The sequence below is a fragment of the Streptomyces sp. NPDC001902 genome, assembly GCF_042891295.1.
Taxonomy (GTDB): Bacteria; Actinomycetota; Actinomycetes; order Streptomycetales; family Streptomycetaceae; genus Actinacidiphila.
Genome location: NZ_JBIATA010000002.1, coordinates 490,356 through 512,300 on the forward strand (window position 1 = coordinate 490,356; position 21,945 = coordinate 512,300).

A 21,945-nucleotide genomic window follows, 5' to 3' on the forward strand; every position below is an offset into this window, starting at 1 on the left:
TGGGCGTGCCCGCTCAGCCGCCGCGGCGGTTCAGCAGCCAGGGCTCGACCACGCCGAGACCGCGCACCGGCCGCCGCCACATGGGCTGCAGCCCGAAGCGGTACTTCTCCTCCGACCCGGGCTCCAGCTCCGCCTCCGACTCGGGTGCCTCGCCCGCCGCGACGAGCGCCTGCGCCAGCTCGCCGTCGACGAGCACCGCGTCCCGTGGCGCTATCGAGGTCAGCCGGCTCGCCAGGTTCACCGTGGTGCCGAAGACGTCGCCCATGCGGGTCGTGACGGTGCCGAAGGCCATGCCGACGCGCAGCGCCGGCATCGTCTCGTCGCCGTTCATCGTCTCGATCAGCCGCATGCCGATCTCGGCGGCCGTGCCGGCGTCGTCCGCGACGAACAGCACTTCGTCACCGAGGGTCTTGATGAGCCGTCCGCCGTGCGCGGCCACCTGGTCGGCGGCCGTGGTCTCGAAGGCCTCGACCAGCTCGCCGAGTTCCTCCTCCTCCAGCCGCCGGGTGAGCCGGGTGAAGCCGACGAGGTCGGCGAAGCCGACCGCCAGCCGGCGGTCGACGGCCTCCTCGTCGTCCGAGCGGACGACCCGGCTGGTGGCGGCGGCCAGCTGGCGCCGCCACACGTAGGTGAGGAACTCCTCCAGCTCCGGCAGCAGCAGCTCGACCAGCGGATACGCCACCTCGCCCCGGGTCATGCCGGGTTCGGGCGGCTCGGTGAGTTCCTCCAGGAAGGAGTCGGTCTGCCACTCGGCCAGCCGGGCCGTGGTCTGGCCGGTGGAGCGGGCGACCTGGATCGCCGTGCTCTCGCTGATCAGCCCGGCCTCGACCAGACCGGCCAGGCGGCGCAGCGCCAGGACGTCGGCCTCGGTCAACGCGCGTGCCTGGCCGATGTCGGCGAAGCCCATCGCGCGCCAGAACCGGGCGGCGAGGTCCATCGAGACGCCGGCGCTGCGGGCCGCCTGAAAAGGTGTGTAGTGCCGTCCGGAGCCCAGGATCAGGTGCTCCAGGCGCAGTGCGATCGGGTCCTCTTCGATGGCGTGGGACCGGGTGGATCCGCCCCGTTCCTCGGGCTCCTCGCGCTCGTCGCGCTCCTCGTGTTCCGCCTGTTCGCGACGAGGCCCGCCCGGCTCCTCGTGCGGCGGGAGGTCGCTCGCGTCGTCCACGGTCACCGCCCGCCCCCTCCTGGGTCCCTGCGCACCGGCCCTTCCGATCACCGCGTCGGAGGCTGCCGCCTCAACAATACGGCAGGTGTGGCCTGGCTCACTGTCCCGCCGGCCGCACGTGGACGACGTCGCCCGCGGCGACCGCCCGCTCGCCCTCGCCGGTCGCGACGACCAGCCGCCCGTCGTCGTCGACGGCCACCGCCCGCCCGCCGACCTCGCCCCCGCCGGGGAGTTCGGCGCGCACGGTGCGGCCGAGCGTCACGCAGCCGGCGGCGTACGCCTGCTGCAGCCGGGAGCCGGCCGGATCGCCGTCGGCGCGCAGCCACTCGCCGTACCAGTCGGCCAGGGAACGCAGCACCGCGCGCAGCAGCGGGTCGCGGTCGGTGACCTTGGCCCCGGCGAGCATGAGCGAGCCCGCGGCCGGGACCGGCAGCTCCTCCTCGCGGAGGGTGACGTTGAGGCCGATGCCGATCACCACGGCGTCGTCGCCGACGCGCTCGGCGAGGATGCCGCCGGTCTTCCGTTCCTCGCCGTCGACGGTGACGAGCACGTCGTTGGGCCACTTCAGCCCGGTGTCCACGCCCGCCGTCCGCGCCACGGCGGTGGCCGTCGCCACACCGGCCAGCAGGGGCAGCCAGCCCCAGCGCCGGGGCGGGACGGAGGCCGGCCGCAACAGCACGGAGAAGAACAGCCCGGAGCGAGCGGGGGCCTGCCACTGGCGGTCCAGGCGGCCGCGCCCCGCGGACTGCTCCTCGGCGACCAGCACCGCGCCCTCGGCGGCGCCCTCCCGGGCCCGGGCGCCCAGGTCGCTGTTGGTGGAGCCGGTGGAGCCGACCACGTCCAGGTCGGTCCACAGGCTGTCGGGGGTGACGATCGCGCGGCGCAGGGCGGCCGCGTTGAGCGGCGGCCGCTCGAGGTCGGACCAGCGGTTCGAGGTCATACCTCCCAGCCTAGGGTCTGCCCTCCGGATCGCCGTGGACGCGCCCGCCAGGGCCCGGGACGACGCGGCGGCCAGGAAGGCGGACCCTGGGAGTGGAGTGTGGCCAACGCCGCACTGACCGGGCAGCATCCGCGCGGTTACGCTACGAAAACAGCATTACTCGCCAGTCACGTCACACCCTCAGAACGACCCGACGAGAGCAGGAGAGCCGCCTCCCATGGCCGAGCCGGAGATCGACATCCACACCACCGCGGGGAAGCTCGCGGACCTGCGCCGCCGCGTTGACGAGGCGACCCACGCCGGCTCGGCGCGCGCGGTGGAGAAGCAGCACGCCAAGGGCAAGCTGACCGCGCGTGAGCGCATCGAACTGCTGCTGGACGAGGGCTCCTTCGTCGAACTGGACGAGCTGGCCCGGCACCGCTCGACCAACTTCGGCCTGGAGAAGAACCGCCCCTACGGGGACGGCGTCGTCACCGGCTACGGCACGGTGGACGGCCGCCCGGTGGCGGTCTTCTCGCAGGACTTCACCGTGTTCGGCGGCGCGCTCGGCGAGGTCTACGGCGAGAAGATCGTCAAGGTCATGGACTGGGCGCTGAAGACCGGCTGCCCGGTCATCGGCATCAACGACTCCGGCGGCGCGCGCATCCAGGAGGGCGTCACCTCGCTCGGCCTGTACGGCGAGATCTTCCGCCGCAACACCCACGCGTCCGGCGTCATCCCGCAGATCTCGCTCATCCTGGGCCCCTGCGCGGGCGGCGCGGTCTACTCCCCCGCCATCACCGACTTCGTGGTGATGGTCGACCAGACCTCGCACATGTTCATCACCGGCCCGGACGTCATCAAGACCGTCACCGGTGAGGACGTCGGCTTCGAGGAACTGGGCGGCGCCCGTTCGCACAACACCGTCTCCGGCAACGCGCACCACATGGCCGGCGACGAGAAGGACGCCATCGAGTACGTCAAGGCGCTGCTGTCCTACCTGCCGTCCAACAACCTCCAGGAGGCCCCGGCCTTCCCGCAGGAGGCGGAGCCGGAGGTGTCGGCGGAGGACCTCGAGCTCGACACCCTGATCCCGGACTCGGCGAACCAGCCGTACGACATGCACCAGGTCATCGAGCACGTCCTGGACGACGGCGAGTTCCTGGAGACCCAGGCGCTGTTCGCGCCCAACATCGTGACCGGCTTCGGCCGGATCGAGGGCCACCCGGTCGGCGTCGTCGCCAACCAGCCGATGCAGTTCGCCGGGTGCCTGGACATCAACGCCAGCGAGAAGGCGGCGCGTTTCGTCCGCACCTGCGACAGCTTCAACGTCCCGGTCGTCACCTTCGTCGACGTGCCCGGCTTCCTGCCCGGCACCGACCAGGAGTGGAACGGCATCATCCGGCGCGGCGCCAAGCTGATCTACGCGTACGCCGAGGCCACCGTCCCGCTGATCACCGTCATCACGCGCAAGGCGTTCGGCGGCGCCTACGACGTCATGGGCTCCAAGCACCTCGGCGCCGACCTCAACCTGGCCTGGCCGACCGCCCAGATCGCCGTCATGGGCGCCCAGGGCGCCGTCAACATCCTGCACCGCCGCACCCTGGCCGAGGCGGGCTCCCCGGAGGAGGCGGAGGCGCTGCGCGCCCAGCTGATGCAGGAGTACGAGGACACCCTGCTCAACCCCTACGTCGCCGCGGAGCGCGGCTACGTCGACGGCGTGATCCTGCCCTCGGAGACCCGCACGCACCTGGTGAAGGCGCTGCGGACGCTGCGCAACAAGCGCGAGAGCCTGCCCCCCAAGAAGCACGGCAACATCCCCCTGTAAGGAGCGCGCCCAGCCATGGTGATCAAGGTCGAACGGGGCAACCCGACCCCCGAGGAGCTGGCGGCCGTCGTGGCCCTCGTCCAGGCCCGGGCCGCGGCGGCCGCGGGGCCCGCCGACGGCCCGCGGGCGTCCGACGAGTGGGCCTCCCCCGCGCGCAACGTCCCCGGGCGGATGCTGCGCCCGGCGCCGGCGGCCTGGCGCGCCACCTACTGGCCGCACTGAGCTCGGAGCGGACGGAAATGGTCCGCATGCCCGCCCGCGCCTGAGTATCCGTACTCAGGCGCGGGCGTCCGCCACGGCGCAACCTGGACGGCATGCTGTGGTCAGACCCGTCCGACGAACCGCCCGAGGAGATGCGGCAGGCGCAGGCGATGCTGCGCCGCGCGATGATCGTGATCGCCGTCGCCGTCCCCCTGATCACGGCCCTGGTGGCCTGGCGCGGCTGACTACGATGACGGGCATGACCGACAGCAGCCGCAGCCCCCGCCCGCTCGTCCTCGCCTCCGCCTCCCCCGCGCGCCTGGGACTGCTGAAGCAGGCCGGGCTCGACCCGCGGGTCGTCGTCAGCGGCGTCGACGAGGACGCGATCAGCGCGGACACCCCCGCCGAGCTGGCCCGGGTGCTGGCCGAGGCCAAGGCCTCGGTGGTCGCCGCCCAGCTCTCCGACGGCGAGGTGGTCGTCGGCTGCGACTCCGTCCTGGACCTGGACGGCCAGGCGCTGGGCAAGCCGGTCGACGCCGAGGACGCCACGGCCCGCTGGAAGTCCATGCGCGGCCGCTCCGGTGTGCTGCGGACCGGCCACTGCGTCATCGACCTCGCCACCGGCCGCCGGGTCTCGGCCACCGCCTCCACCACGGTGCGGTTCGGCACCCCGGACGACGACGAGATCGCCGCCTACGTCGCCTCGGGCGAGCCGCTGCACGTGGCCGGCGCCTTCACCCTCGACGGCCGTTCCGCGCCGTTCGTCGAGGGCATCGAGGGCGACCACGGCAACGTCATCGGCATCTCGCTCCCGCTGCTGCGCCGTCTGCTCGCCGAGCTGGACCTGCGCATCACCGACTTCTGGGTCTGACCGGGCCGGCCGGCCCGCTCAGACGGCGGCGGGGGCCACCGGCGGCGGGGGCGTGCTCCCGCCGGGCTCGTCGCCCGGACCGGAGGCCGGACCCGGGGCCGGACCGGAGGCCGGGGCCTCCTCCCCCGCGTAGAGCACCAGGGCGAGCACCACGAACCCCAGGATCACCATCATCCCCACGAACGCGGCCCAGCCGACCGGGGCCGCCAGGCCCGCGCCCAGGACCGCGTGGGTCACCGCGCACACGATGAGCACGATCCGGCCGAAGCGGCCCGGCGCCCGGTCGCGCTGCGCCATGCGGACGAGGACGACGGCGCAGCCGATGAGGAAGAGCGCCATCAGCACACCGGCCGCCCACGCGCCCACCGCCATGGCGTCCGGATCGAGCCCGGCCAGGGACATCTGCTGGTGGCGCACGGCTATGCCCATGATCCAGTTGACGAAGGCGAAGCCGAACGCCTCCAGGACCAACAACACAGCCGCCGTCACGGCGACACTTCTGCGCACTGCGCGCCCCCTGTCCCAGGACCCCATTACCGGCGGTATTTCGTGGGCCGAACGCTACTAACGGGTAGGAGTTGCGGCAAGAGTCCGCGCGGCGCCACCCGTATGGGGCGCCGGTCCGGCAAAGATTTCCCCGGGCCTTCGTGGAGTTCCCACAAAAAAAGCGCCACGTCGGTCACGGTGGAGGACGGTGACCCGGCCCACACCCCAGGGCCTCAAGCACCGGGATAAATGGGGCTTTACCGTAGGAAGCCAAGGCATCCGGGTCTCGATTGGGGGCCCGTATCACCCTCCGTGTGGGCAAGCTCACCCCCAGGGGTGCCTCGGCACGAAGTGTCGCCAGTACCTAAACTCTGCTTGTTTCAAGGAGGGAGCCATCGTGCGCAAGGTGCTCATCGCCAACCGCGGTGAAATCGCAGTCCGCGTCGCCCGTGCCTGCCGGGATGCCGGGATCGCCAGCGTGGCCGTCTACGCGGAGCCGGACCGGGACGCGCTGCATGTGCGCGTGGCCGACGAGGCGTACGCGCTGGGCGGTGACACCCCGGCCACCAGTTACCTGGACATCTCCAAGGTGCTGGCGGCCGCAGCCGAGTCCGGGGCCGACGCCGTCCACCCCGGCTACGGCTTCCTGTCGGAGAACGCCGACTTCGCCCAGGCCGTCCTGGACGCCGGGCTCACCTGGATCGGTCCCCCGCCGCAGGCCATCCGTGACCTCGGCGACAAGGTCGCCGCCCGCCACATCGCCCAGCGCGCCGGAGCGCCCCTGGTCGCCGGCACCCCCGACCCCGTGTCGGGCGCCGACGAGGTCGTGGCGTTCGCGCGCGAGCACGGCCTGCCGATCGCGATCAAGGCCGCCTTCGGCGGCGGCGGCCGCGGGCTGAAGGTCGCCCGAACCCTGGACGAGGTCCCCGAGCTGTACGAGTCGGCCGTCCGCGAGGCCGTCGCCGCCTTCGGCCGCGGCGAGTGCTTCGTCGAGCGCTACCTCGACAAGCCCCGGCACGTGGAGACCCAGTGCCTGGCCGACAGCCACGGCAACGTCGTGGTCGTCTCCACCCGGGACTGCTCCCTGCAGCGCCGCCACCAGAAGCTGGTGGAGGAGGCCCCCGCGCCCTTCCTGACCCCGGAGCAGAACGCCCAGCTGTACGCGGCGTCCAAGGCCATCCTCAAGGAGGCCGGCTACGTCGGTGCCGGCACCTGCGAGTTCCTGGTCGGCACGGACGGCACCATCTCCTTCCTGGAGGTGAACACCCGTCTGCAGGTCGAGCACCCGGTCACCGAGGAGGTCACCGGCATCGACCTGGTCCGCGAGATGTTCCGCGTCGCCGACGGCGAGGAGCTCGGCTACGACGACCCGCCGCTGCGCGGTCACTCGTTCGAGTTCCGCATCAACGGCGAGGACCCCGGCCGGGGCTTCCTCCCCGCCCCCGGCACCGTCACCCGTTTCGACGCGCCCACCGGCCCCGGTGTGCGTCTGGACGCGGGTGTCGAGGCCGGCAGCGTGATCGGCCCCGCCTGGGACTCCCTGCTGGCCAAGCTGGTCGTCACCGGCGCCACCCGGCAGCAGGCCCTGCAGCGCGCCGCGCGCGCCCTGGCCGAGTTCCAGGTCGAGGGCATGGCCACCGCCATCCCGTTCCACCGCGCGGTGGTCGCCGACCCCGCCTTCGCGCCCGAGGTCCACGGCAAGCCCGGTCCTTTCACCGTCCACACCCGGTGGATCGAGACCGAGTTCGTCAACGACATCAAGCCCTTCGCCGCCCCGGCCGACGCCGAGGAGGACGCCGAGCCCGGCCGCGAGACCGTGGTGGTCGAGGTCGGCGGCAAGCGGCTGGAGGTCTCCCTGCCCGCCTCGCTGGGCATGACCCTGGCCCGCACCGCCGCCGCCGGCGGTGCCCGCCCCAAGCGCCGCGCCACCAAGAAGGCCGGCTCCGCCGCCTCCGGTGACTCCCTGACCTCCCCGATGCAGGGCACGATCGTCAAGATCGCCGTCGAGGAGGGCCAGCACGTCAACGAGGGCGACCTCGTCGTGGTGCTGGAGGCGATGAAGATGGAGCAGCCCATCAACGCCCACCGCGCCGGCACCATCAAGGGCCTCACCGCGGACGTCGGCTCCTCCGTCTCCTCGGGTGCCCTCCTCTGCGAGATCAAGGACTGACGTCCCGTCCGCGGACGGCAGCACGAACGCCGCGGGGCCAGGTCGGCGATCCGGGCGGCCTGCTGCTCCCCGGCCAGTTGGGCGGTGCGCAGCGGGGACATGCCCGACACGCCGCCACCCGACTGGCCGGCGGCCCTGGCGCGCGGCTCACCGGGAGCCGTACCGCCCGGGTAGTTGCCGGAGGGGTGCTGATGGCGCCGGGGTCCCGGCACGGGCGGCATCTCCCGTCGCTGCCGCCCGTGGGGCATCCCGTTGTCCGCCCCGTCGTTCGGCGCGACGGCGACCTGGACACCGCGGTCGGCCAGGGCCTGGAGCTCCGTCGCGGCGCGGTCGTCGCCCGCCGGCGGTTCGTCCGTGACCAGATGCGTGATCAGGTCCGTGGGCACGGTCTGGAACATGGTGTCCGTGCCCAGCTTGGTGTGGTCGGCCAGGACCACGACCTCCGCCGCCGCCTGGACCAGGGCCCGGTCGACGCTGGCGGAGAGCATGTTGGACGTGGACAGCCCGCGTTCCGCGCTCAGTCCCGCCCCGGACAGGAAGGCCCGCGACACCCGCAGCCCCTGCAGGGACTGTTCGGCGCCGCTGCCGACCAGCGCGTAGTTGGAGCCGCGGAGCGTGCCACCGGTCATGACGACCTCGACCCGGTTCGCATGCGCCAGTGCCTGCGCCACCAGCAGGGAGTTGGTGACGACGGTCAGCCCCGGCACCCGGGCGAGCCGGCGTGCCAGCTCCTGGGTGGTCGTGCCGGCGCCGACGACGATGGCCTCGCCCTCCTCGACGAGACCTGCCGCGAGATCGGCGATCGCCGTCTTCTCCGCGGTCGATAGATGGGATTTCTGCGGGAAGCCGGACTCCCTGGTGAAGCCCCCCGGCAGCACCGCACCGCCGTGCCGGCGGTCGAGCAGTCCTTCTGCCTCCAGCGCCCGCACGTCACGCCGTACGGTCACTTCCGAGGTCTGGACGACGCGGGCGAGCTCACGGAGGGAAACCGCTCCGTTGGCGCGCACCATTTCGAGGATCAGTTGGCGACGTTCTGCTGCGAACACGAAACTGACAGTAACGCCAATGACCGTCTGCTATCAGCAGTTTGCACCGATTAACAGAAGTTGTTCGCAGTGCCGGACGTCCCGTGCTATAGAGACGAGGACATTCGCCCGGGTGGCGACCGGCACCGCCTCCGGAGGCGGGCGTCAGAGCTCCCCGGCCGCCTTGCGGGTCGCCAACTGCCGTGCGGCTTCGGCGATCGAGCCCGAGAGCGACGGGTAGACCGTGTAGGTGTTCGCCATCTGTTCGACGGTCAGGTTGTTGTCGACCGCGATCGAGATGGGGTGGATGAGTTCGCTCGCGCGCGGCGAGACGACCACACCGCCGACGATGATGCCGGTGCCCGGACGGCAGAACAGCTTCACGAAGCCGTCCCGGATGCCCTGCATCTTGGCGCGCGGGTTGCGCAGCAGCGGGAGCTTGACGACCCGTGCGTCGATGACGCCCGCGTCGACGTCGGCCTGGGTGTAGCCGACGGTCGCGATCTCGGGGTCGGTGAAGACGTTCGAGGAGACCGTCTTGAGGTTGAGCGGGCCGACCGTCTCGCCCAGGAAGTGGTACATCGCGATCCGGCCCTGCATGGCCGCGACCGAGGCGAGCGCGAAGACGCCCGTGACGTCACCGGCCGCGTACACGCCGGGGGCCGAGGTACGGGAGACCTTGTCGGTCCAGATGTGGCCGGAGTCCTTGAGCTTGACGCCCGCGCCCTCCAGGCCCATGGCGGCGGTGTTCGGTATCGCGCCGACCGCCATGAGGCAGTGGCTGCCGGTGATGACCCGGCCGTCGGAGAGGGTGACCTCGACGCGGTCGCCGACCCGCTTGACGGACTCGGCACGGGAGCGGGCCATGACGTTCATGCCGCGGCGGCGGAAGACGTCCTCCAGGACGGCGGCCGCGTCCGGGTCCTCGCCGGGCAGGACGCGGTCGCGGGAGGAGACGAGCGTCACCTTGGAGCCCAGGGCCTGGTACGCGCCGGCGAACTCGGCGCCGGTCACACCGGAGCCGACCACGATGAGCTCCTCGGGGAGCTCGTCCAGGTCGTACACCTGCGTCCAGTTGAGGATCCGCTCGCCGTCCGGCTTCGCATCAGGCAGCTCGCGGGGGCGGCCGCCGGTGGCGATCAGGACGGCGTCGGCGGTGAGGGTCTCGGAACTGCCGTCGGCCGCCTCGACGATGACCGTGCGGGAGCCGTCGATCGCCTGCATGCCCTCCAGCCGGCCGCGGCCGCGCATCACCCGGGCACCCGCACGGGTGACGGAGGCGGTGATGTCGTGGGACTGGGCGAGCGCGAGGCGCTTCACCCGCCGGTTGACCTTGCCGAGGTCCACGCCGACGACCCGGGCGGCCTGCTCGACGTGCGGTGTGTCGTCCGCCACGATGATGCCCAGTTCCTCGTACGACGAGTCGAAGGTGGTCATCACCTCGGCCGTCGCGATCAGGGTCTTGGACGGCACGCAGTCGGTGAGCACCGAAGCCCCGCCCAGACCGTCGCAGTCGACGACGGTCACCTCCGCGCCCAGCTGGCTGGCCACGAGGGCCGCTTCGTATCCGCCGGGTCCGCCACCAATGATCACGATCCGAGTCACGTACCCCATTGTCCCGCACGCGCCAAGTGATCACTTACGGGGGCGGTGCCCCGCTGTCGTACTCTCATGACCATGTCGCTCTACGCCGCCTACGCCGGCAACCTCGACGCCCGGCTGATGACGCGCCGCGCCCCGCACTCGCCCCTGCGCGGCACCGGCTGGCTCAGCGGCTGGCGCCTCACCTTCGGCGGCGAGCAGATGGGCTGGGAGGGCGCGCTCGCCACCCTGGTGGAGGACCCGCTGCACCAGGTCTTCGTCGGGCTGTACGACATCGCCCCGGTCGACGAGGAGCCGATGGACCGCTGGGAGGGCGTCCCGCTGGGCATCTACCGGCGCCACATGGCGCGGGTGCACACCCTCGACGGCGACGTGCCCGCGTGGCTCTACGTCCTCAACGACTACGAGGGCGGCCTGCCGTCCGCGCGCTACCTCGGCGAGATCGCCGACGCGGCGGAGTCCGCGGGCGCCCCGCACGACTACGTCATGGAACTGCGCAAGCGTCCCTGCTGACCCGCCGGCAACGACGGCCGCAGGACGTCCGGGAGGTCCCGCAGGGCCCGTCAATCGGCGGATCCTCCGAAATTTCGCAGACCGTGACCTGGGACGTCTACGCGCGTAGGAGAGAACCGGCTACTCTCATCCGCGTGAACTCTTCCGCAACTCCCCACGCCGCCCGAACCCCGCTGGGCGACCCGTACGCCGCCGCCACGGCCGCCGCCGCCCGGCTGCGCGAGCTGACCGGCGGCGAGACCCACGACGTCGCCCTGGTGATGGGCTCCGGCTGGGTGCCGGCCGCCGACGCCCTCGGCGAGGCCGAGTACGAGTTCGACGTGACCGAGTTGCCGGGCTTCCCGCCGCCCGCCGTGGCCGGGCACTCCGGCAAGGTGCGCTCGGTGCGGATCGGCGACAAGCGGGCGCTGGTCTTCCTGGGCCGCAACCACTTCTACGAGGGCCACGGCGTCGCCACCGTCGCGCACGGCGTGCGCACCGCCGTGGCTGCCGGCTGCAAGACCGTCGTCCTGACCAACGGCTGCGGCGGGCTGCGCCCCACCTACCGTCCCGGCCAGGCCGTGCTGATCAGCGACCACATCAACATGACGGCCGCCTCGCCGATCGTCGGCGCCAACTTCGTCGACCTCACCGACCTGTACTCGCCGCGGCTGCGCGCCCTGTGCAAGGAGGTCGACCCCTCCCTGGAGGAGGGCGTCTACGTCCAGCTCCCCGGCCCGCACTACGAGACCCCGGCCGAGATCAAGATGGTCCGGGTCATCGGCGGCGACCTCGTCGGCATGTCCACCACGCTGGAGGCCATCGCGGCCCGCGAGGCGGGCGCCGAGGTGCTCGGCATCTCCCTGGTGACCAACCTCGCCGCCGGCATGACGGGCGAGCCGCTGAACCACGAGGAGGTCCTGGAGGCCGGCCGCGACTCCGCCGCGCGGATGGGCAGCCTGCTCGCCCAGGTGCTCGAGCGCATCTGACCGCCCCGCACCCCCCGGTGGGGCGGGCCGGCGCACCCGTACGGGCACGCCGCGCGCGATCCCGGGGGTGCCCGCACCCTGGTTAGGGAAGGCGCGCCACGGGGAGGTAACCGGGCGGCGCCCGTCGCGGCAGCCCGCTCCACCGCCGCCCGGCCGGACGGGATCCCGCCGCGCGGCCTCCCGCTGTGGCAACGGCCGCGGGCAGGACGGGCCGGAGGCCCCAGGCCGACCTGCGCGGGGCGCGGGCGGCACCGAAGACGACATCGCAGGAGCATCACGTGGCAAGCGCAAGCGAGAAGGCGGAGCTGATCCCTCAGGCGCGCACCTGGCTGGCCGAGGACCCGGACCCCGGCACCCGGGCCGAGTTGGAGGCGCTGCTCACGGCCGTCGAGTCGGGCGACCCGGCGGCGGCCGAGGACCTCGCGGCCCGGTTCTCCGGCACCTTGCAGTTCGGTACGGCGGGGCTGCGCGGGGAGGTCGGCGCGGGCCCGATGCGCATGAACCGCTCCGTGGTCATCCGGGCCGCCGCCGGTCTCGCCGCGTACCTCAAGGCGCAGGGCCAGGGCGACGGGCTGGTCGTCGTGGGTCACGACGCCCGCCACAAGTCGGTGGACTTCGCCCGTGACACCGCCGCCGTCATGGTCGGCGCGGGCCTGCGGGCGGCCGTGCTGCCCGGGCCGCTGCCCACGCCGGTGCTGGCCTTCGCGATCCGTCACCTGGGCGCCGTCGCGGGCATCGCCGTAACCGCGAGCCACAACCCGCCCCGTGACAACGGCTACAAGGTCTACCTGGGCGACGGCTCGCAGATCGTCCCGCCCGCCGACGCCGGGATCGCCGACGAGATCGCCGCGATCGGCCCGCTGACCGGTGTCCCGCTGGCGGACGAGGGCTGGCAGCTCCTCGGTGAGGAGGTCGCCGAGGCCTACCTGGACCGCGCCGCCGCGGTCGTGGACCGGCACACCCCGCGCGACATCTCGGTCGTCTACACCCCCCTGCACGGTGTCGGCCGCGACGTGCTGACCGCCGCCTTCGAGCGGGCCGGGTTCGCCGCCCCGCACGTCGTCGCCGAGCAGGGCGAGCCCGACCCGGACTTCCCGACCGTCGCCTTCCCCAACCCGGAGGAACCGGGGGCGATGGACCTGGCCTTCGCCGCGGCCCGGGCCCTCGGCCCCGACGTCGACATCGTCATCGCCAACGATCCCGACGCCGACCGCTGCGCCGTGGCCGTGCCGGACCGCACCGCCGCGGACGGCTGGCGCATGCTGCGCGGCGACGAGGTCGGCGCGCTGCTCGCCACCCACCTGGTGCACCGCCGGGCCAGCGGAACCTTCGCGGCGAGCATCGTCTCCTCCTCCCTGCTCTCGCGCATCGCGGCCCGCGCGGGGCTGCGTTACGCCGACACCCTGACCGGCTTCAAGTGGATCTCCCGGGTGGAGGGCCTGCGGTTCGGCTACGAGGAGGCCCTGGGCTACTGCGTGGACCCCGTGGGCGTGCGGGACAAGGACGGCGTCACCGCCGCCCTGGCCGTCGCGGAACTGACCGCCGAGCTCAAGGCCAAGGGCCGTACGCTCTCCGACCTGCTGGACGACATCGCCCTGGAGTACGGGCTGCACGCCACCGACCAGCTCTCGGTGCGGGTCGCCGACCTGTCGGTCATCGACGACGCGATGAGCCGGCTGCGGGAGCGGCCGCCCAGCTCGCTGGCCGGTCTCGCCGTCGTCACCGCCGAGGACCTCTCCAAGGGCAGCGCGGAGCTGCCGCCGACCGACGGCCTGCGCTACCGGCTGGCCGGCTCCCCGGGAGCCGGTGTGGAGTCGGCACGCGTGATCGTGCGGCCGAGCGGCACCGAGCCCAAGCTGAAGTGCTACCTGGAGGTCGTGCTGCCCGTGCCGGGCGCCGACCGGCTGGCCGCCGTCCGCGCCCAGGCCGCCGACGTCCTCGCGGCCGTCAAGGCCGACCTCGCGACCGCCGCCGGACTCCCCCGGGACGAGGCCGCGGCGAAGGCCTGACGCTCCGACAACGCCGACGCCCCGGTCCTGCCCGCTCGGGCACGACCGGGGCGTCGGGGTGTGCGCCCGGTTCGGCGGCTCAGCCGATGGCGAGCAGGACGATCAGCACGACCGCCCCTGCCACCGCCGGGGCGATCACCTCGTACGCCCAGCGGACCGTGACCTCGCCCTGCGCGCCCTCGCGGCCGCCGTGCCGCTCCGCGAGCTCGCGCAGTTCGTCCACAACCCGGTCGGACCAGGCCCGGGTCGACTCCGTGGCACCGGGACGGGACCCCAGCGTCGCGCCCGGGTCGCCCGCCGCGGCGGCGCGCGTCTTGGCCCGCGCGGCCCGCTTGCGGGCGCGCATCGACACGGGGACGGCCCACAACTGGTACTTCCTGCCCTCCGCGAACAGCTCCGTCGAGTACCCCGAGCGCAGCCCCTCCACGGCGCTCCAGGGCGCGGTGACGGTACGGAACGGGTTGCGCACCAGGAGCCGGTCGTCACCGGCCAGGACGACCGGACGCAGGGTGAACGCGACGACCAGCGGCACGATCAGCAGCAGCAGTGCGAGGGCCACCCAGGGCGTGTCGCCCGTACCGCGCACGATCGCGTCGATGCCGAGCCACAGCGTGATGGCGAGCATGAGCACGCCGCCAACGACGCCGGCCGTCGAGCGGTAGGAGCGCTCGGCGTACTTCGGCTGCCCGGGGTCGGGCTGCGGTTCGGGGGCGGGGTTCTCGGAACTCGTCATGAGATCAGATTGTGCCTGACCCCGGCCCTGCGCCCCGCGGGACGGAGGTTGCGTTAGTGCATCGGCGTCAGCGGCCGCCTACTGGTACCCCTTGTCCTCCCTGGAGTCGTAGACGCGCTTGCCCGCCGCGTCGTAGCCCTGGATGTGCGGCAGGGAATCCTCCGGCGCGGCGAGGACCCCGGTCGCGACGAAGTAGCCGTGGTCGAGCACCGCCTGCCGGGTGACGCCGCCCCAGGAGACGGTGACCTTGGCGACCCCGGGTTCGACCGTGCCGATGCTGCCCCAGCGGAAGGGGAAGTGGTACGGCAGCCCCGGGCCGGTGGTGCCGTCCTGCTTGTAGAGCCGGTAGGCGTTCTCGTCCGGCACGACGGGCCCGCGGCCCGGGGCGCCGTCCGCTCCGACGCTGCTGTTGATGCCGCCCGCCTTCCCGTCCTTGTCCGTGCAGATCAGGCGGGCGGGGGCGCCGTCCACGGTGCCGACCGCCACCACACGGATGCCGTCGCCCGGGGAGTTTTCGTCGCCGGTGGCGTTCAGCGCGAGGATCACGCGGTAGTCCTCGGCCTTCCCGTAGTCGCCGGCGAAGGCGGACGCCTTGGGCTGGTGTTGCCCGCCGTACGCCAGGCACCTCTCCAGCACCTCGCCCGCCCGCTCCATCGTGATCCCGTCCGCCAGCTGCCCCGGCGTCGCGGGACCTTCGGGCCCGCTCGCCCGCGCCGGGGCGGAGGTGCGCGGCTGGACGGCGCTCGCCGTCACCGACGGCCGGGCGTCGTGGGCCGGCAGCGCGGTCGTGCCGGCACCGCCGGGCTGGTAGTGCATCGCTACGGCCGTGCCCGGCACCGCGACCAGCGCCGCCAGCCCTGCCCCGGCGGCGAACACGCGGCGTCTGCGGCTCGTCCTGCCCTGGCGCACGATCGTGGCGTAGGGCGCCTCGCCGGTGCGCAGCCCGTCCGTCTGTTCCTCGAGGAGCTCGCGCAGCTGCGCCTCGAACTCCGTGTCGCCGTCCGCGGGGCCGAACCCCGCCGTGTCTGCCTTGTCCCTCATCGGACCCCTCCTTCGACCCTCGTGTCCTTCGCCGGGCCCCATGGCCCCGTCCTCGTCCCTGCGGCCGCCCCGACGGCGACGGGCTCCGCGGCCGCCACGGCCGTGCCCAGCCGGGCCCGCAGCTTGGCCAGGCCCCTGGCCGCCTGGCTCTTGACCGTCCCGGCCGAGCAGCCCAGCGCATGGGCCACCTCGGTCTCCGACAGGTCGTCCCAGTACCGCAGCACGACCACGGCCCGCTGCCGTGCGGGCAGCTCGCCGAGCGCCGCCAGCAGCTCCTCCCGCAGCGCCACCCGTGCCGTGGGATCGGCTCCGGCGCCCTCGGGCGGTACGTCCGTGAGCCGTTCGGCCACGCGTTTCTTGCGGAACCGGTCCTTGTTGCAGCTGATCAGGATCCGTCGCACGTAGGCGTCCGGATTGTCGCTGCGCTGCACCCGCCGCCAGGACCGGTAGGCCTTGGCCAGCGCGGTCTGCGCCAGGTCCTCGGCGTGATGCCGGTCACCCGTGAGCAGATAGGCGGTCCTGACCAGATGGGTCCATCTGGCACGGACGTAGCCTTGGAACTCCGCCTCGTCGTCTGGATTCATCGATGACCCCCTTCACCCACCAGACCACCGGTTCCGCCGATTCGGTTGCCGGGCCCCCCGTACGGGGACAGTCGGGCCCGTTCCGACCGGTGACATTCGCTACGCGCGTAGATATGCTGGTGTGGTGACCATGCCCACCACTGTTCCCGCTCACGGCCCCGACGCCGCGGCCCGGCTGGCGTCCATGGCCGACGTCACGGCCTCCGACGCCGCGCTGCGCCGCTTCCTGCACGGGCTGCCCGGCGTCGACGCGGTCGGCCTCGAAGGCCGCGCCGCAAGCCTCGGCACCCGTTCGATCAAGACCACGGCGAAGGCGTACGCCATCGACCTGGCGATCTCGATGATCGACCTGACCACGCTCGAAGGCGCGGACACCCCCGGCAAGGTCCGGGCGCTGTCCGCCAAGGGCGTCAGCCCGGACCCGACCGACCGCTCGACCCCCCGGGTCGCCGCGATCTGCGTCTACCCGGACATGGTCGCGACCGCCAAGGAGGCCCTCGGCGACTCCGGCGTGCGCGTCGCGTCCGTCGCCACCGCCTTCCCGGCCGGCCGCGCCGCGCTGCCGGTGAAGCTCGCCGACACCGCCGACGCGGTGGCCGCGGGCGCCGACGAAGTGGACATGGTCATCGACCGCGGCGCCTTCCTCGCCGGCCACTACCTGAAGGTCTTCGAGGAGATCAAGGCGGTCAAGGAGGCCTGCCGCCGTCCCGACGGCAGCTCCGCCCACCTCAAGGTCATCTTCGAGACCGGCGAGCTGGCCACGTACGACAACATCCGCCGCGCCTCCTGGCTCGGCATGCTCGCCGGCGCCGACTTCATCAAGACCTCCACCGGCAAGGTGGCGGTCAACGCCACCCCCGCCAACACCCTGCTGATGCTCGAGGCCGTGCGCGACTTCCGCGCCGCCACCGGCGTCCAGGTCGGCGTGAAGCCCGCCGGTGGCATCCGCACCTCCAAGGACGCCATCAAGTTCCTGGTCCTCGTCAACGAGACCGTGGGCGACGAGTGGCTGAGCAACGAGTGGTTCCGTTTCGGCGCGTCCAGCCTGCTGAACGATCTGCTCATGCAGCGCCAGAAGCTGAGCACCGGCCGCTACTCCGGTCCCGACTACGTGACGGTGGACTGAGAACCCCGATGACACAGACCAAGAAGAACCAGCAGCCCCAGCGGACCCAGCCGGCCGGACAGCCGGAGCCGGGCTCCGCCTTCGCGTACGCGCCGGCGCCCGAGTCCCGCTCCGTCGTCGACATCGCCCCCTCCTACGGCCTGTTCATCGACGGCGAGTTCACCGACGCCGCCGACGGCCGGGTCTTCAAGACCGTGAGCCCGTCCAGCGAGGAGGTCCTCTCCGAGGTCGCCCGGGCCGGCGAGGCGGACGTGGACCGGGCCGTCGGGGCCGCCCGCAAGGCCTTCGCGTCGTGGTCGGCGCTGCCGGGCTCCGAGCGCGCCAAGTACCTGTTCCGCATCGCCCGGATCGTCCAGGAGCGCTCGCGCGAGCTGGCCGTCCTGGAGTCGCTGGACAACGGCAAGCCGATCAAGGAGACCCGCGACGCCGACCTCCCGCTGGTCGCCGCGCACTTCTTCTACTACGCCGGCTGGGCCGACAAGCTCGCGCACGCCGGCTTCGGCCCGGCCCCCCGTCCGCTGGGCGTGGCGGGCCAGGTCATCCCGTGGAACTTCCCGCTGCTGATGCTGGCGTGGAAGATCGCCCCGGCGCTGGCCACCGGCAACACGGTCGTCCTCAAGCCGGCCGAGACCACCCCGCTGTCGGCGCTGTTCTTCGCCGACATCTGCCGCCAGGCGGGCCTGCCCAAGGGCGTCGTCAACATCCTCCCCGGCTACGGGGACGCCGGTGCCGCGCTGGTCGCGCACGAGGGCGTCGACAAGGTCGCCTTCACCGGTTCCACCGCCGTCGGCAAGCAGATCGCCCGCACGGTCGCCGGTACGAAGAAGAAGGTCACCCTGGAGCTGGGTGGCAAGGGCGCCAACATCGTCTTCGACGACGCGCCGATCGACCAGGCCGTCGAGGGCATCGTCAACGGCATCTTCTTCAACCAGGGCCAGGTCTGCTGCGCGGGCTCCCGTCTGCTGGTCCAGGAGTCCGTCGCGGACGAGGTGCTGGACGCGCTCAAGCGCCGGCTGTCGACGCTGCGCGTCGGCGACCCGCTGGACAAGAACACCGACATCGGCGCCATCAACTCCGCCGAGCAGCTGGCCCGGATCACCGCGCTCGCCGAGGCCGGCGAGGCCGAGGGCGCCGAGCGCTGGTCCCCGGCGTGCGAACTGCCCTCCGCGGGCTACTGGTTCGCGCCGACGCTCTTCACCGGGGTCACCCAGGCGCACCGGGTCGCCCGCGAGGAGATCTTCGGCCCGGTCCTGTCGGTGCTGACCTTCCGCACCCCGGCTGAGGCCGTGGAGAAGGCCAACAACACCCCGTACGGCCTGTCCGCCGGCATCTGGACGGAGAAGGGCTCGCGCATCCTCTCGGTCGCGAACCAGCTCCGGGCCGGCGTGGTGTGGGCCAACACGTTCAACAAGTTCGACCCGACCTCGCCCTTCGGCGGCTACAAGGAGTCGGGCTTCGGTCGCGAGGGCGGCCGCCACGGCCTGGAGGCGTACCTCGATGTCTGAGAAGTCCGAGACGGTGCGGCTGTCCGTCTTCAAGACCTACAAGCTGTTCGTCGGGGGCAAGTTCCCCCGCAGCGAGAGCGGGCGGGTGTACGAGGTGACCGACGCCAAGGGCAAGTGGCTCGCCAACGCCCCGCAGTCCTCCCGCAAGGACGCCCGCGACGCGGTGTCCGCCGCCCGCAAGGCCTTCGCGGGCTGGTCGGGCGCGACCGCGTACAACCGGGGGCAGATCCTCTACCGCATCGCGGAGATGCTGGAGGGCCGCCGGGAGCAGTTCGTCCGCGAGGTCGGTGAGGCCGAGGGGCTGTCGAAGTCCAAGGCGGCGGCCGTGGTGGACGCCGCGATCGACCGCTGGGTCTGGTACGCCGGCTGGACCGACAAGATCGCCCAGGTCGTGGGCGGCGCCAACCCGGTGGCGGGACCGTACTTCAACCTGTCGAGCCCCGAGCCGACCGGGGTCGTCGCGGTCGTCGCGCCGCAGGAGTCGTCCTTCCTCGGCCTGGTCTCGGTGGTCGCCCCGGTGATCGCCACCGGCAACACCGCGGTCGTGGTGGCCGGCGAGCGGGCCCCGCTGCCCGCGCTGTCGCTGGGCGAGGTGCTGGCCACCTCCGACCTGCCGGGCGGGGTCGTCAACATCCTGTCCGGCCGCACGTCCGAGGTCGCGCCGACGCTCGCCGCGCACATGGACGTCAACGCGCTCGACCTGGCGGGGACGGTGGACGACGCCGCGCTGGCGAAGGAGCTGGAGGTCGCCGCCGCGGACAACCTCAAGCGCGTGCTCCGTCCACAGGCTGTGGACTGGGCCGCCGAGCCCGGCACGGACCGCCTGACGGCCTTCCTGGAGACCAAGACCGTCTGGCACCCCGCGGGTGCCGGCGCGGCCTCGGGCTCCGCTTACTGACCCGGTCCCCCCGGCGGCCCGTCCCGTCGCCGGGGGGCCGGCACCGCCCGCACGGCCCGGCGGCGGGCCCCCGCGACCGATGCGTCCCCGCGGGGGCCCGCCGCCGTACGCGTTCGCGCGCCGTCAGCCGCCCTGCAGGGTCCTGACGGTGTCGCCGATCAGCGGGAGGTCGGCGACCGAGCGGCTGTCGGCGACCGGCTTGGTGACGTCCGCGGTGGAGACCGGCTTGAAGTCGGCGACCTGCGAACCCACGGCGTTGTCCAGGGGGTTGACGCTGGTCTGCGCGAACGGGTTCACCGGCAGGTGGTTCACCGTGCCGATCAGGGCCGACGTCGCCGCCCGGCCGGCCTTGGCGGCCGTGGCCGCTCCTTCGCTCCGGGCGTCCGCGTGCGCCGCCCCGGCCGAGGCGACGGCCGCGACGGACGACACCGCGAGGACGGTGGCGCGGAGAAGGGTGCGGGAGAACTGCGGCATGAGGATCCACCTGCCTGGTCCCCGGCCCGCGTACGGACCGGTCCCGGGACGGCGCGGCGGCCGTCCCCGTACGCGACAATGACGTCACTCACGGTAGTTGGTTGAACGTCACGCATCCAAAGCATGTCCCGGCGGGTCACCCCAAAGGCTGAATGCGTCACACTGGTGTCCCGTGAGCTCTCGCCCTCCCGCCGCCCGCGTGATCCTGCTGACCGGCCCCTCCGGGTCCGGCAAGTCCTCCCTCGCCGCCAGGACCGGCCTGCCGGTCCTGCGTCTGGACGACTTCTACAAGGAGGGTGACGACCCGTCCCTCCCGATGCTGCCGAGCGGCATCGGCGCCGACTGGGACTCCCCGCTCTCCTGGAACGCCGACGCGGCCGTCGCCGCCGTCGCGGAGCTGTGCGCCACGGGCCGGACCGCCGTCCCGGTGTACGAGCTCTCCTCCAGCTCCATCACCGGAGGGGCGGAGGTCGGCCTCGACGGGGCGCCGCTCTTCATAGCCGAGGGCATCTTCGCCGCCGACATCGTCGCGCGCTGCGCCGAACTCGGCGTGCTCGCCGACGCGCTGTGCCTGAGCCGCGGCGCGGTCACCACCGCCCGCCGCCGCTTCGTCCGGGACCTGCGCGAGGGCCGGAAGTCGCTGTCCTTCCTGCTGCGCCGCGGCTGGAACCTGATGCGCGCCGAGCGGGGCATCGTCGCCCGGCACGCGGCGCTCGGGGCGCACGTGTGCGACCGGGACGAGGCACTGGAACGGATCGGTCGCGCATCTTTTCCACCGGTCGCCGTTCGGGTTTGAACGAAACGGCGCGCGGGTCCGTATGGACATGCGTGAGGGAGCGGTGCGCACAGACCCCCCGCTGTGCGCGACCGCTCCCTCTTGCTTCCCCCGATTCCCCCGTGGACCCCCCCGGTTCCCCGTTCCCCCCGGCGTCAGGCGACCAGCTCGCCGAACGCCGCCTCCTCGTCGACGCCCGCGCTGAGCGTCGCGTCCTCGCGCAGCCGGCGCAGGGAGCGCCAGATGCTGCTCTTCACCGTGCCGACGCTGATGCCGAGGATCTCGGCGATCTCGGGGTCGGTGCGGCCCTCGTAGTAACGGAGCACCAGCATCGTGCGCTGCGGCTCCGGGAGCTTGGCCAGCGCCTGCCACAGCACGGCCCGCAGCTCGGTGCCGCGCATCGCGTCCGTCTCGCCCGCCGTCTCCGGCAGCTCCTCGGTCGGGTACTCGTTGAGCTTGCGGCGCCGCCAGGCGCTGATGTGCAGGTTGGTCATGGTCCGGCGCAGGTAACCGCCGACCGCGGCCTTGTCGCTGATCCGGTCCCAGGCCCGGTAGGTGGAGAACAGCGCGCTCTGCAGCAGGTCCTCCGCCTCGAAGCGGTCGCCCGTCAGGTGGTAGGCGGTCGCGTACAGGGAGGCCCGGCGCTCCTGGACGTAGGCGGTGAAGTCCGCGTCCGCCGTGAAGCACCGCTCCCCCGGGATCTCCCGGGCCCCCGTGGCCTCCCCGTGGACGACGCCCCCGTGCCCCCCGTCTCCCCCGTGACCGCCCTCGATCGCCGTGATGTACGGCGGCCGGGTGCGGACCACCTGACGCCCGGTGCCACGAGCGCACCCCCGCCCGCCCGTGGCACCGGACTTCTCGACGCCCCGGCCCGCGGTGTGCAGGCGCGGCTGAAGGACTGCGGTGGTCGTCGTGCTGTGCAGTGCGTTCATTTCGCGCCCCCCGTGGGTGGAGCCGGCCTGGTCTTCGTACCCGTCCGGCGGGGGCCGCCCGGTAGGCGTCCCCGTCGATGACCAATAGCTTCCCGCGCCAGTTTCATGGCGTTGTCCGCC

At 72.9% G+C, this 21,945-nt stretch carries 21 protein-coding genes and 1 pseudogene; 12 read left to right on the plus strand and 10 right to left on the minus strand.

Annotation, left to right across the window (positions count from 1 at the left end; translation table 11 throughout):
- Nucleotides 1–13: 13 nt before the first annotated feature.
- Together ACFYYN_RS05525 and ACFYYN_RS05530 are read right to left on the minus strand one after the other, a co-directional pair.
- Nucleotides 14–1,036, minus strand: coding sequence for an adenylate/guanylate cyclase domain-containing protein (locus tag ACFYYN_RS05525; RefSeq protein WP_500326834.1), 1,023 nt, complete (start codon nt 1,034–1,036; stop codon nt 14–16).
- Nucleotides 1,037–1,262: 226 nt separating this feature from the next.
- Nucleotides 1,263–2,105, minus strand: coding sequence for a biotin--[acetyl-CoA-carboxylase] ligase (locus ACFYYN_RS05530; protein WP_500356849.1), 843 nt, complete (start codon nt 2,103–2,105; stop codon nt 1,263–1,265).
- A gap of 217 nt (nt 2,106–2,322) precedes the next feature.
- On the opposite strand from ACFYYN_RS05530, the gene ACFYYN_RS05535 reads away from it, so the two are divergent.
- From ACFYYN_RS05535 to ACFYYN_RS05550, 4 genes are all read left to right on the plus strand, one after another.
- Nucleotides 2,323–3,912, plus strand: coding sequence for an acyl-CoA carboxylase subunit beta (locus tag ACFYYN_RS05535; protein WP_499513636.1), 1,590 nt, complete (start codon nt 2,323–2,325; stop codon nt 3,910–3,912).
- 15 nt (nt 3,913–3,927) lie between these two features.
- Nucleotides 3,928–4,134: an acyl-CoA carboxylase subunit epsilon gene (locus ACFYYN_RS05540; protein WP_500326696.1), complete on the plus strand. Its 207-nt coding sequence runs from the start codon at nt 3,928–3,930 to the stop codon at nt 4,132–4,134.
- A gap of 92 nt (nt 4,135–4,226) precedes the next feature.
- A complete protein-coding gene (gene mmpB, locus ACFYYN_RS05545) occupies nt 4,227–4,358 on the plus strand; it encodes a morphogenic membrane protein MmpB (protein WP_499513634.1) in 132 nt (43 codons plus the stop codon).
- A 14-nt stretch (nt 4,359–4,372) separates the two neighbouring features.
- On the plus strand, nt 4,373–4,984 hold the full coding sequence (locus ACFYYN_RS05550; protein ID WP_500326693.1) for a Maf family protein: 612 nt from the start codon (nt 4,373–4,375) through the stop codon (nt 4,982–4,984).
- 18 nt (nt 4,985–5,002) lie between these two features.
- Here ACFYYN_RS05550 and ACFYYN_RS05555 read toward each other — a convergent pair whose 3' ends face one another.
- Nucleotides 5,003–5,473, minus strand: a complete 471-nt coding sequence (locus tag ACFYYN_RS05555; RefSeq protein ID WP_500356844.1) for a hypothetical protein — start codon at nt 5,471–5,473, stop codon at nt 5,003–5,005.
- Nucleotides 5,474–5,867: 394 nt separating this feature from the next.
- Between ACFYYN_RS05555 and ACFYYN_RS05560 the strand changes: the two genes are divergently transcribed.
- The gene (locus ACFYYN_RS05560; RefSeq protein WP_499513631.1) at nt 5,868–7,640 is read left to right on the plus strand and encodes an acetyl/propionyl/methylcrotonyl-CoA carboxylase subunit alpha; all 1,773 of its coding nucleotides are present in this window, start codon (nt 5,868–5,870) and stop codon (nt 7,638–7,640) included.
- A gap of 29 nt (nt 7,641–7,669) precedes the next feature.
- Here the strand turns inward: ACFYYN_RS05560 and ACFYYN_RS05565 are convergent.
- A pseudogene (locus ACFYYN_RS05565) lies at nt 7,670–8,650 on the minus strand (DeoR/GlpR family DNA-binding transcription regulator); the annotation flags it as partial.
- Between the two features lie 180 nt (nt 8,651–8,830).
- Nucleotides 8,831–10,279 carry an NAD(P)H-quinone dehydrogenase gene (locus ACFYYN_RS05570; protein WP_500544757.1) on the minus strand — a complete coding sequence of 483 codons (1,449 nt, stop codon included), beginning with the start codon at nt 10,277–10,279 and terminating at the stop codon, nt 8,831–8,833.
- A gap of 63 nt (nt 10,280–10,342) precedes the next feature.
- Here ACFYYN_RS05570 and ACFYYN_RS05575 point away from each other — a divergent pair, with 63 nt between their 5' ends.
- The 3 genes from ACFYYN_RS05575 to ACFYYN_RS05585 all read left to right on the plus strand — a co-directional run bounded on the left by ACFYYN_RS05575 (nt 10,343) and on the right by ACFYYN_RS05585 (nt 13,757).
- Entirely contained in the window at nt 10,343–10,780 is a 438-nt protein-coding gene (locus ACFYYN_RS05575) for a gamma-glutamylcyclotransferase family protein (RefSeq protein ID WP_499513629.1), read from the plus strand.
- A gap of 134 nt (nt 10,781–10,914) precedes the next feature.
- Nucleotides 10,915–11,748, plus strand: coding sequence for a purine-nucleoside phosphorylase (locus ACFYYN_RS05580; RefSeq protein WP_499513628.1), 834 nt, complete (start codon nt 10,915–10,917; stop codon nt 11,746–11,748).
- Nucleotides 11,749–12,026: 278 nt separating this feature from the next.
- The gene (locus ACFYYN_RS05585) at nt 12,027–13,757 is read left to right on the plus strand and encodes a phospho-sugar mutase (protein WP_500544758.1); all 1,731 of its coding nucleotides are present in this window, start codon (nt 12,027–12,029) and stop codon (nt 13,755–13,757) included.
- A 79-nt stretch (nt 13,758–13,836) separates the two neighbouring features.
- Here ACFYYN_RS05585 and ACFYYN_RS05590 read toward each other — a convergent pair whose 3' ends face one another.
- From ACFYYN_RS05590 to ACFYYN_RS05600, 3 genes are all read right to left on the minus strand, one after another.
- Nucleotides 13,837–14,490: a PH domain-containing protein gene (locus ACFYYN_RS05590; RefSeq protein WP_500326686.1), complete on the minus strand. Its 654-nt coding sequence runs from the start codon at nt 14,488–14,490 to the stop codon at nt 13,837–13,839.
- 78 nt (nt 14,491–14,568) lie between these two features.
- Nucleotides 14,569–15,531 (minus strand): hypothetical protein, encoded by a 963-nt coding sequence (locus ACFYYN_RS05595; protein WP_500544759.1) that lies wholly within the window; start codon nt 15,529–15,531, stop codon nt 14,569–14,571.
- On the minus strand, nt 15,528–16,115 hold the full coding sequence (locus ACFYYN_RS05600; RefSeq protein WP_500326682.1) for a SigE family RNA polymerase sigma factor: 588 nt from the start codon (nt 16,113–16,115) through the stop codon (nt 15,528–15,530). The genes ACFYYN_RS05595 and ACFYYN_RS05600 overlap by 4 nt, the downstream gene beginning before the upstream one ends.
- Nucleotides 16,116–16,245: 130 nt before the next feature.
- Between ACFYYN_RS05600 and deoC the strand changes: the two genes are divergently transcribed.
- The 3 genes from deoC to ACFYYN_RS05615 are packed head-to-tail and all read left to right on the plus strand — an operon-like array spanning nt 16,246 to nt 19,644.
- Complete coding sequence (gene deoC / locus ACFYYN_RS05605) at nt 16,246–17,241, plus strand: deoxyribose-phosphate aldolase (RefSeq protein WP_500544865.1); 996 nt, start codon at nt 16,246–16,248, stop codon at nt 17,239–17,241.
- Between the two features lie 8 nt (nt 17,242–17,249).
- Nucleotides 17,250–18,746, plus strand: a complete 1,497-nt coding sequence (locus ACFYYN_RS05610) for an aldehyde dehydrogenase family protein (protein WP_500544760.1) — start codon at nt 17,250–17,252, stop codon at nt 18,744–18,746.
- Nucleotides 18,739–19,644 (plus strand): aldehyde dehydrogenase family protein, encoded by a 906-nt coding sequence (locus tag ACFYYN_RS05615; protein WP_500544761.1) that lies wholly within the window; start codon nt 18,739–18,741, stop codon nt 19,642–19,644. The genes ACFYYN_RS05610 and ACFYYN_RS05615 overlap by 8 nt, the downstream gene beginning before the upstream one ends.
- A gap of 123 nt (nt 19,645–19,767) precedes the next feature.
- On the opposite strand, the gene ACFYYN_RS05620 is transcribed toward ACFYYN_RS05615, so the two are convergent.
- Nucleotides 19,768–20,118 (minus strand): hypothetical protein, encoded by a 351-nt coding sequence (locus tag ACFYYN_RS05620; protein ID WP_499513621.1) that lies wholly within the window; start codon nt 20,116–20,118, stop codon nt 19,768–19,770.
- A gap of 172 nt (nt 20,119–20,290) precedes the next feature.
- On the opposite strand from ACFYYN_RS05620, the gene ACFYYN_RS05625 reads away from it, so the two are divergent.
- Nucleotides 20,291–20,914, plus strand: a complete 624-nt coding sequence (locus ACFYYN_RS05625; protein ID WP_500544762.1) for an ATP-binding protein — start codon at nt 20,291–20,293, stop codon at nt 20,912–20,914.
- A gap of 134 nt (nt 20,915–21,048) precedes the next feature.
- Here ACFYYN_RS05625 and ACFYYN_RS05630 read toward each other — a convergent pair whose 3' ends face one another.
- A complete protein-coding gene (locus tag ACFYYN_RS05630; RefSeq protein WP_500326674.1) occupies nt 21,049–21,825 on the minus strand; it encodes a SigE family RNA polymerase sigma factor in 777 nt (258 codons plus the stop codon).
- Nucleotides 21,826–21,945 lie beyond the last annotated feature (120 nt).

What these genes read in the sequence shown, in the direction of transcription:
- ACFYYN_RS05530 (WP_500356849.1), bottom strand. Translation starts at nt 2,105, where the DNA reads ATGACCTCGAACCGCTGGTCCGACCTCGAGCGGCCGCCGCTCAACGCG.
- ACFYYN_RS05535 (WP_499513636.1), top strand. Translation starts at nt 2,323, where the DNA reads ATGGCCGAGCCGGAGATCGACATCCACACCACCGCGGGGAAGCTCGCG.
- ACFYYN_RS05540 (WP_500326696.1), top strand. Translation starts at nt 3,928, where the DNA reads ATGGTGATCAAGGTCGAACGGGGCAACCCGACCCCCGAGGAGCTGGCG.
- mmpB (WP_499513634.1), top strand. Translation starts at nt 4,227, where the DNA reads ATGCTGTGGTCAGACCCGTCCGACGAACCGCCCGAGGAGATGCGGCAG.
- ACFYYN_RS05550 (WP_500326693.1), top strand. Translation starts at nt 4,373, where the DNA reads ATGACCGACAGCAGCCGCAGCCCCCGCCCGCTCGTCCTCGCCTCCGCC.
- ACFYYN_RS05570 (WP_500544757.1), bottom strand. Translation starts at nt 10,279, where the DNA reads ATGGGGTACGTGACTCGGATCGTGATCATTGGTGGCGGACCCGGCGGA.
- ACFYYN_RS05575 (WP_499513629.1), top strand. Translation starts at nt 10,343, where the DNA reads ATGTCGCTCTACGCCGCCTACGCCGGCAACCTCGACGCCCGGCTGATG.
- ACFYYN_RS05590 (WP_500326686.1), bottom strand. Translation starts at nt 14,490, where the DNA reads ATGACGAGTTCCGAGAACCCCGCCCCCGAACCGCAGCCCGACCCCGGG.
- ACFYYN_RS05595 (WP_500544759.1), bottom strand. Translation starts at nt 15,531, where the DNA reads ATGAGGGACAAGGCAGACACGGCGGGGTTCGGCCCCGCGGACGGCGAC.
- ACFYYN_RS05600 (WP_500326682.1), bottom strand. Translation starts at nt 16,115, where the DNA reads ATGAATCCAGACGACGAGGCGGAGTTCCAAGGCTACGTCCGTGCCAGA.
- deoC (WP_500544865.1), top strand. Translation starts at nt 16,246, where the DNA reads ATGCCCACCACTGTTCCCGCTCACGGCCCCGACGCCGCGGCCCGGCTG.
- ACFYYN_RS05610 (WP_500544760.1), top strand. Translation starts at nt 17,250, where the DNA reads ATGACACAGACCAAGAAGAACCAGCAGCCCCAGCGGACCCAGCCGGCC.
- ACFYYN_RS05615 (WP_500544761.1), top strand. Translation starts at nt 18,739, where the DNA reads ATGTCTGAGAAGTCCGAGACGGTGCGGCTGTCCGTCTTCAAGACCTAC.
- ACFYYN_RS05620 (WP_499513621.1), bottom strand. Translation starts at nt 20,118, where the DNA reads ATGCCGCAGTTCTCCCGCACCCTTCTCCGCGCCACCGTCCTCGCGGTG.
- ACFYYN_RS05630 (WP_500326674.1), bottom strand. Translation starts at nt 21,825, where the DNA reads ATGAACGCACTGCACAGCACGACGACCACCGCAGTCCTTCAGCCGCGC.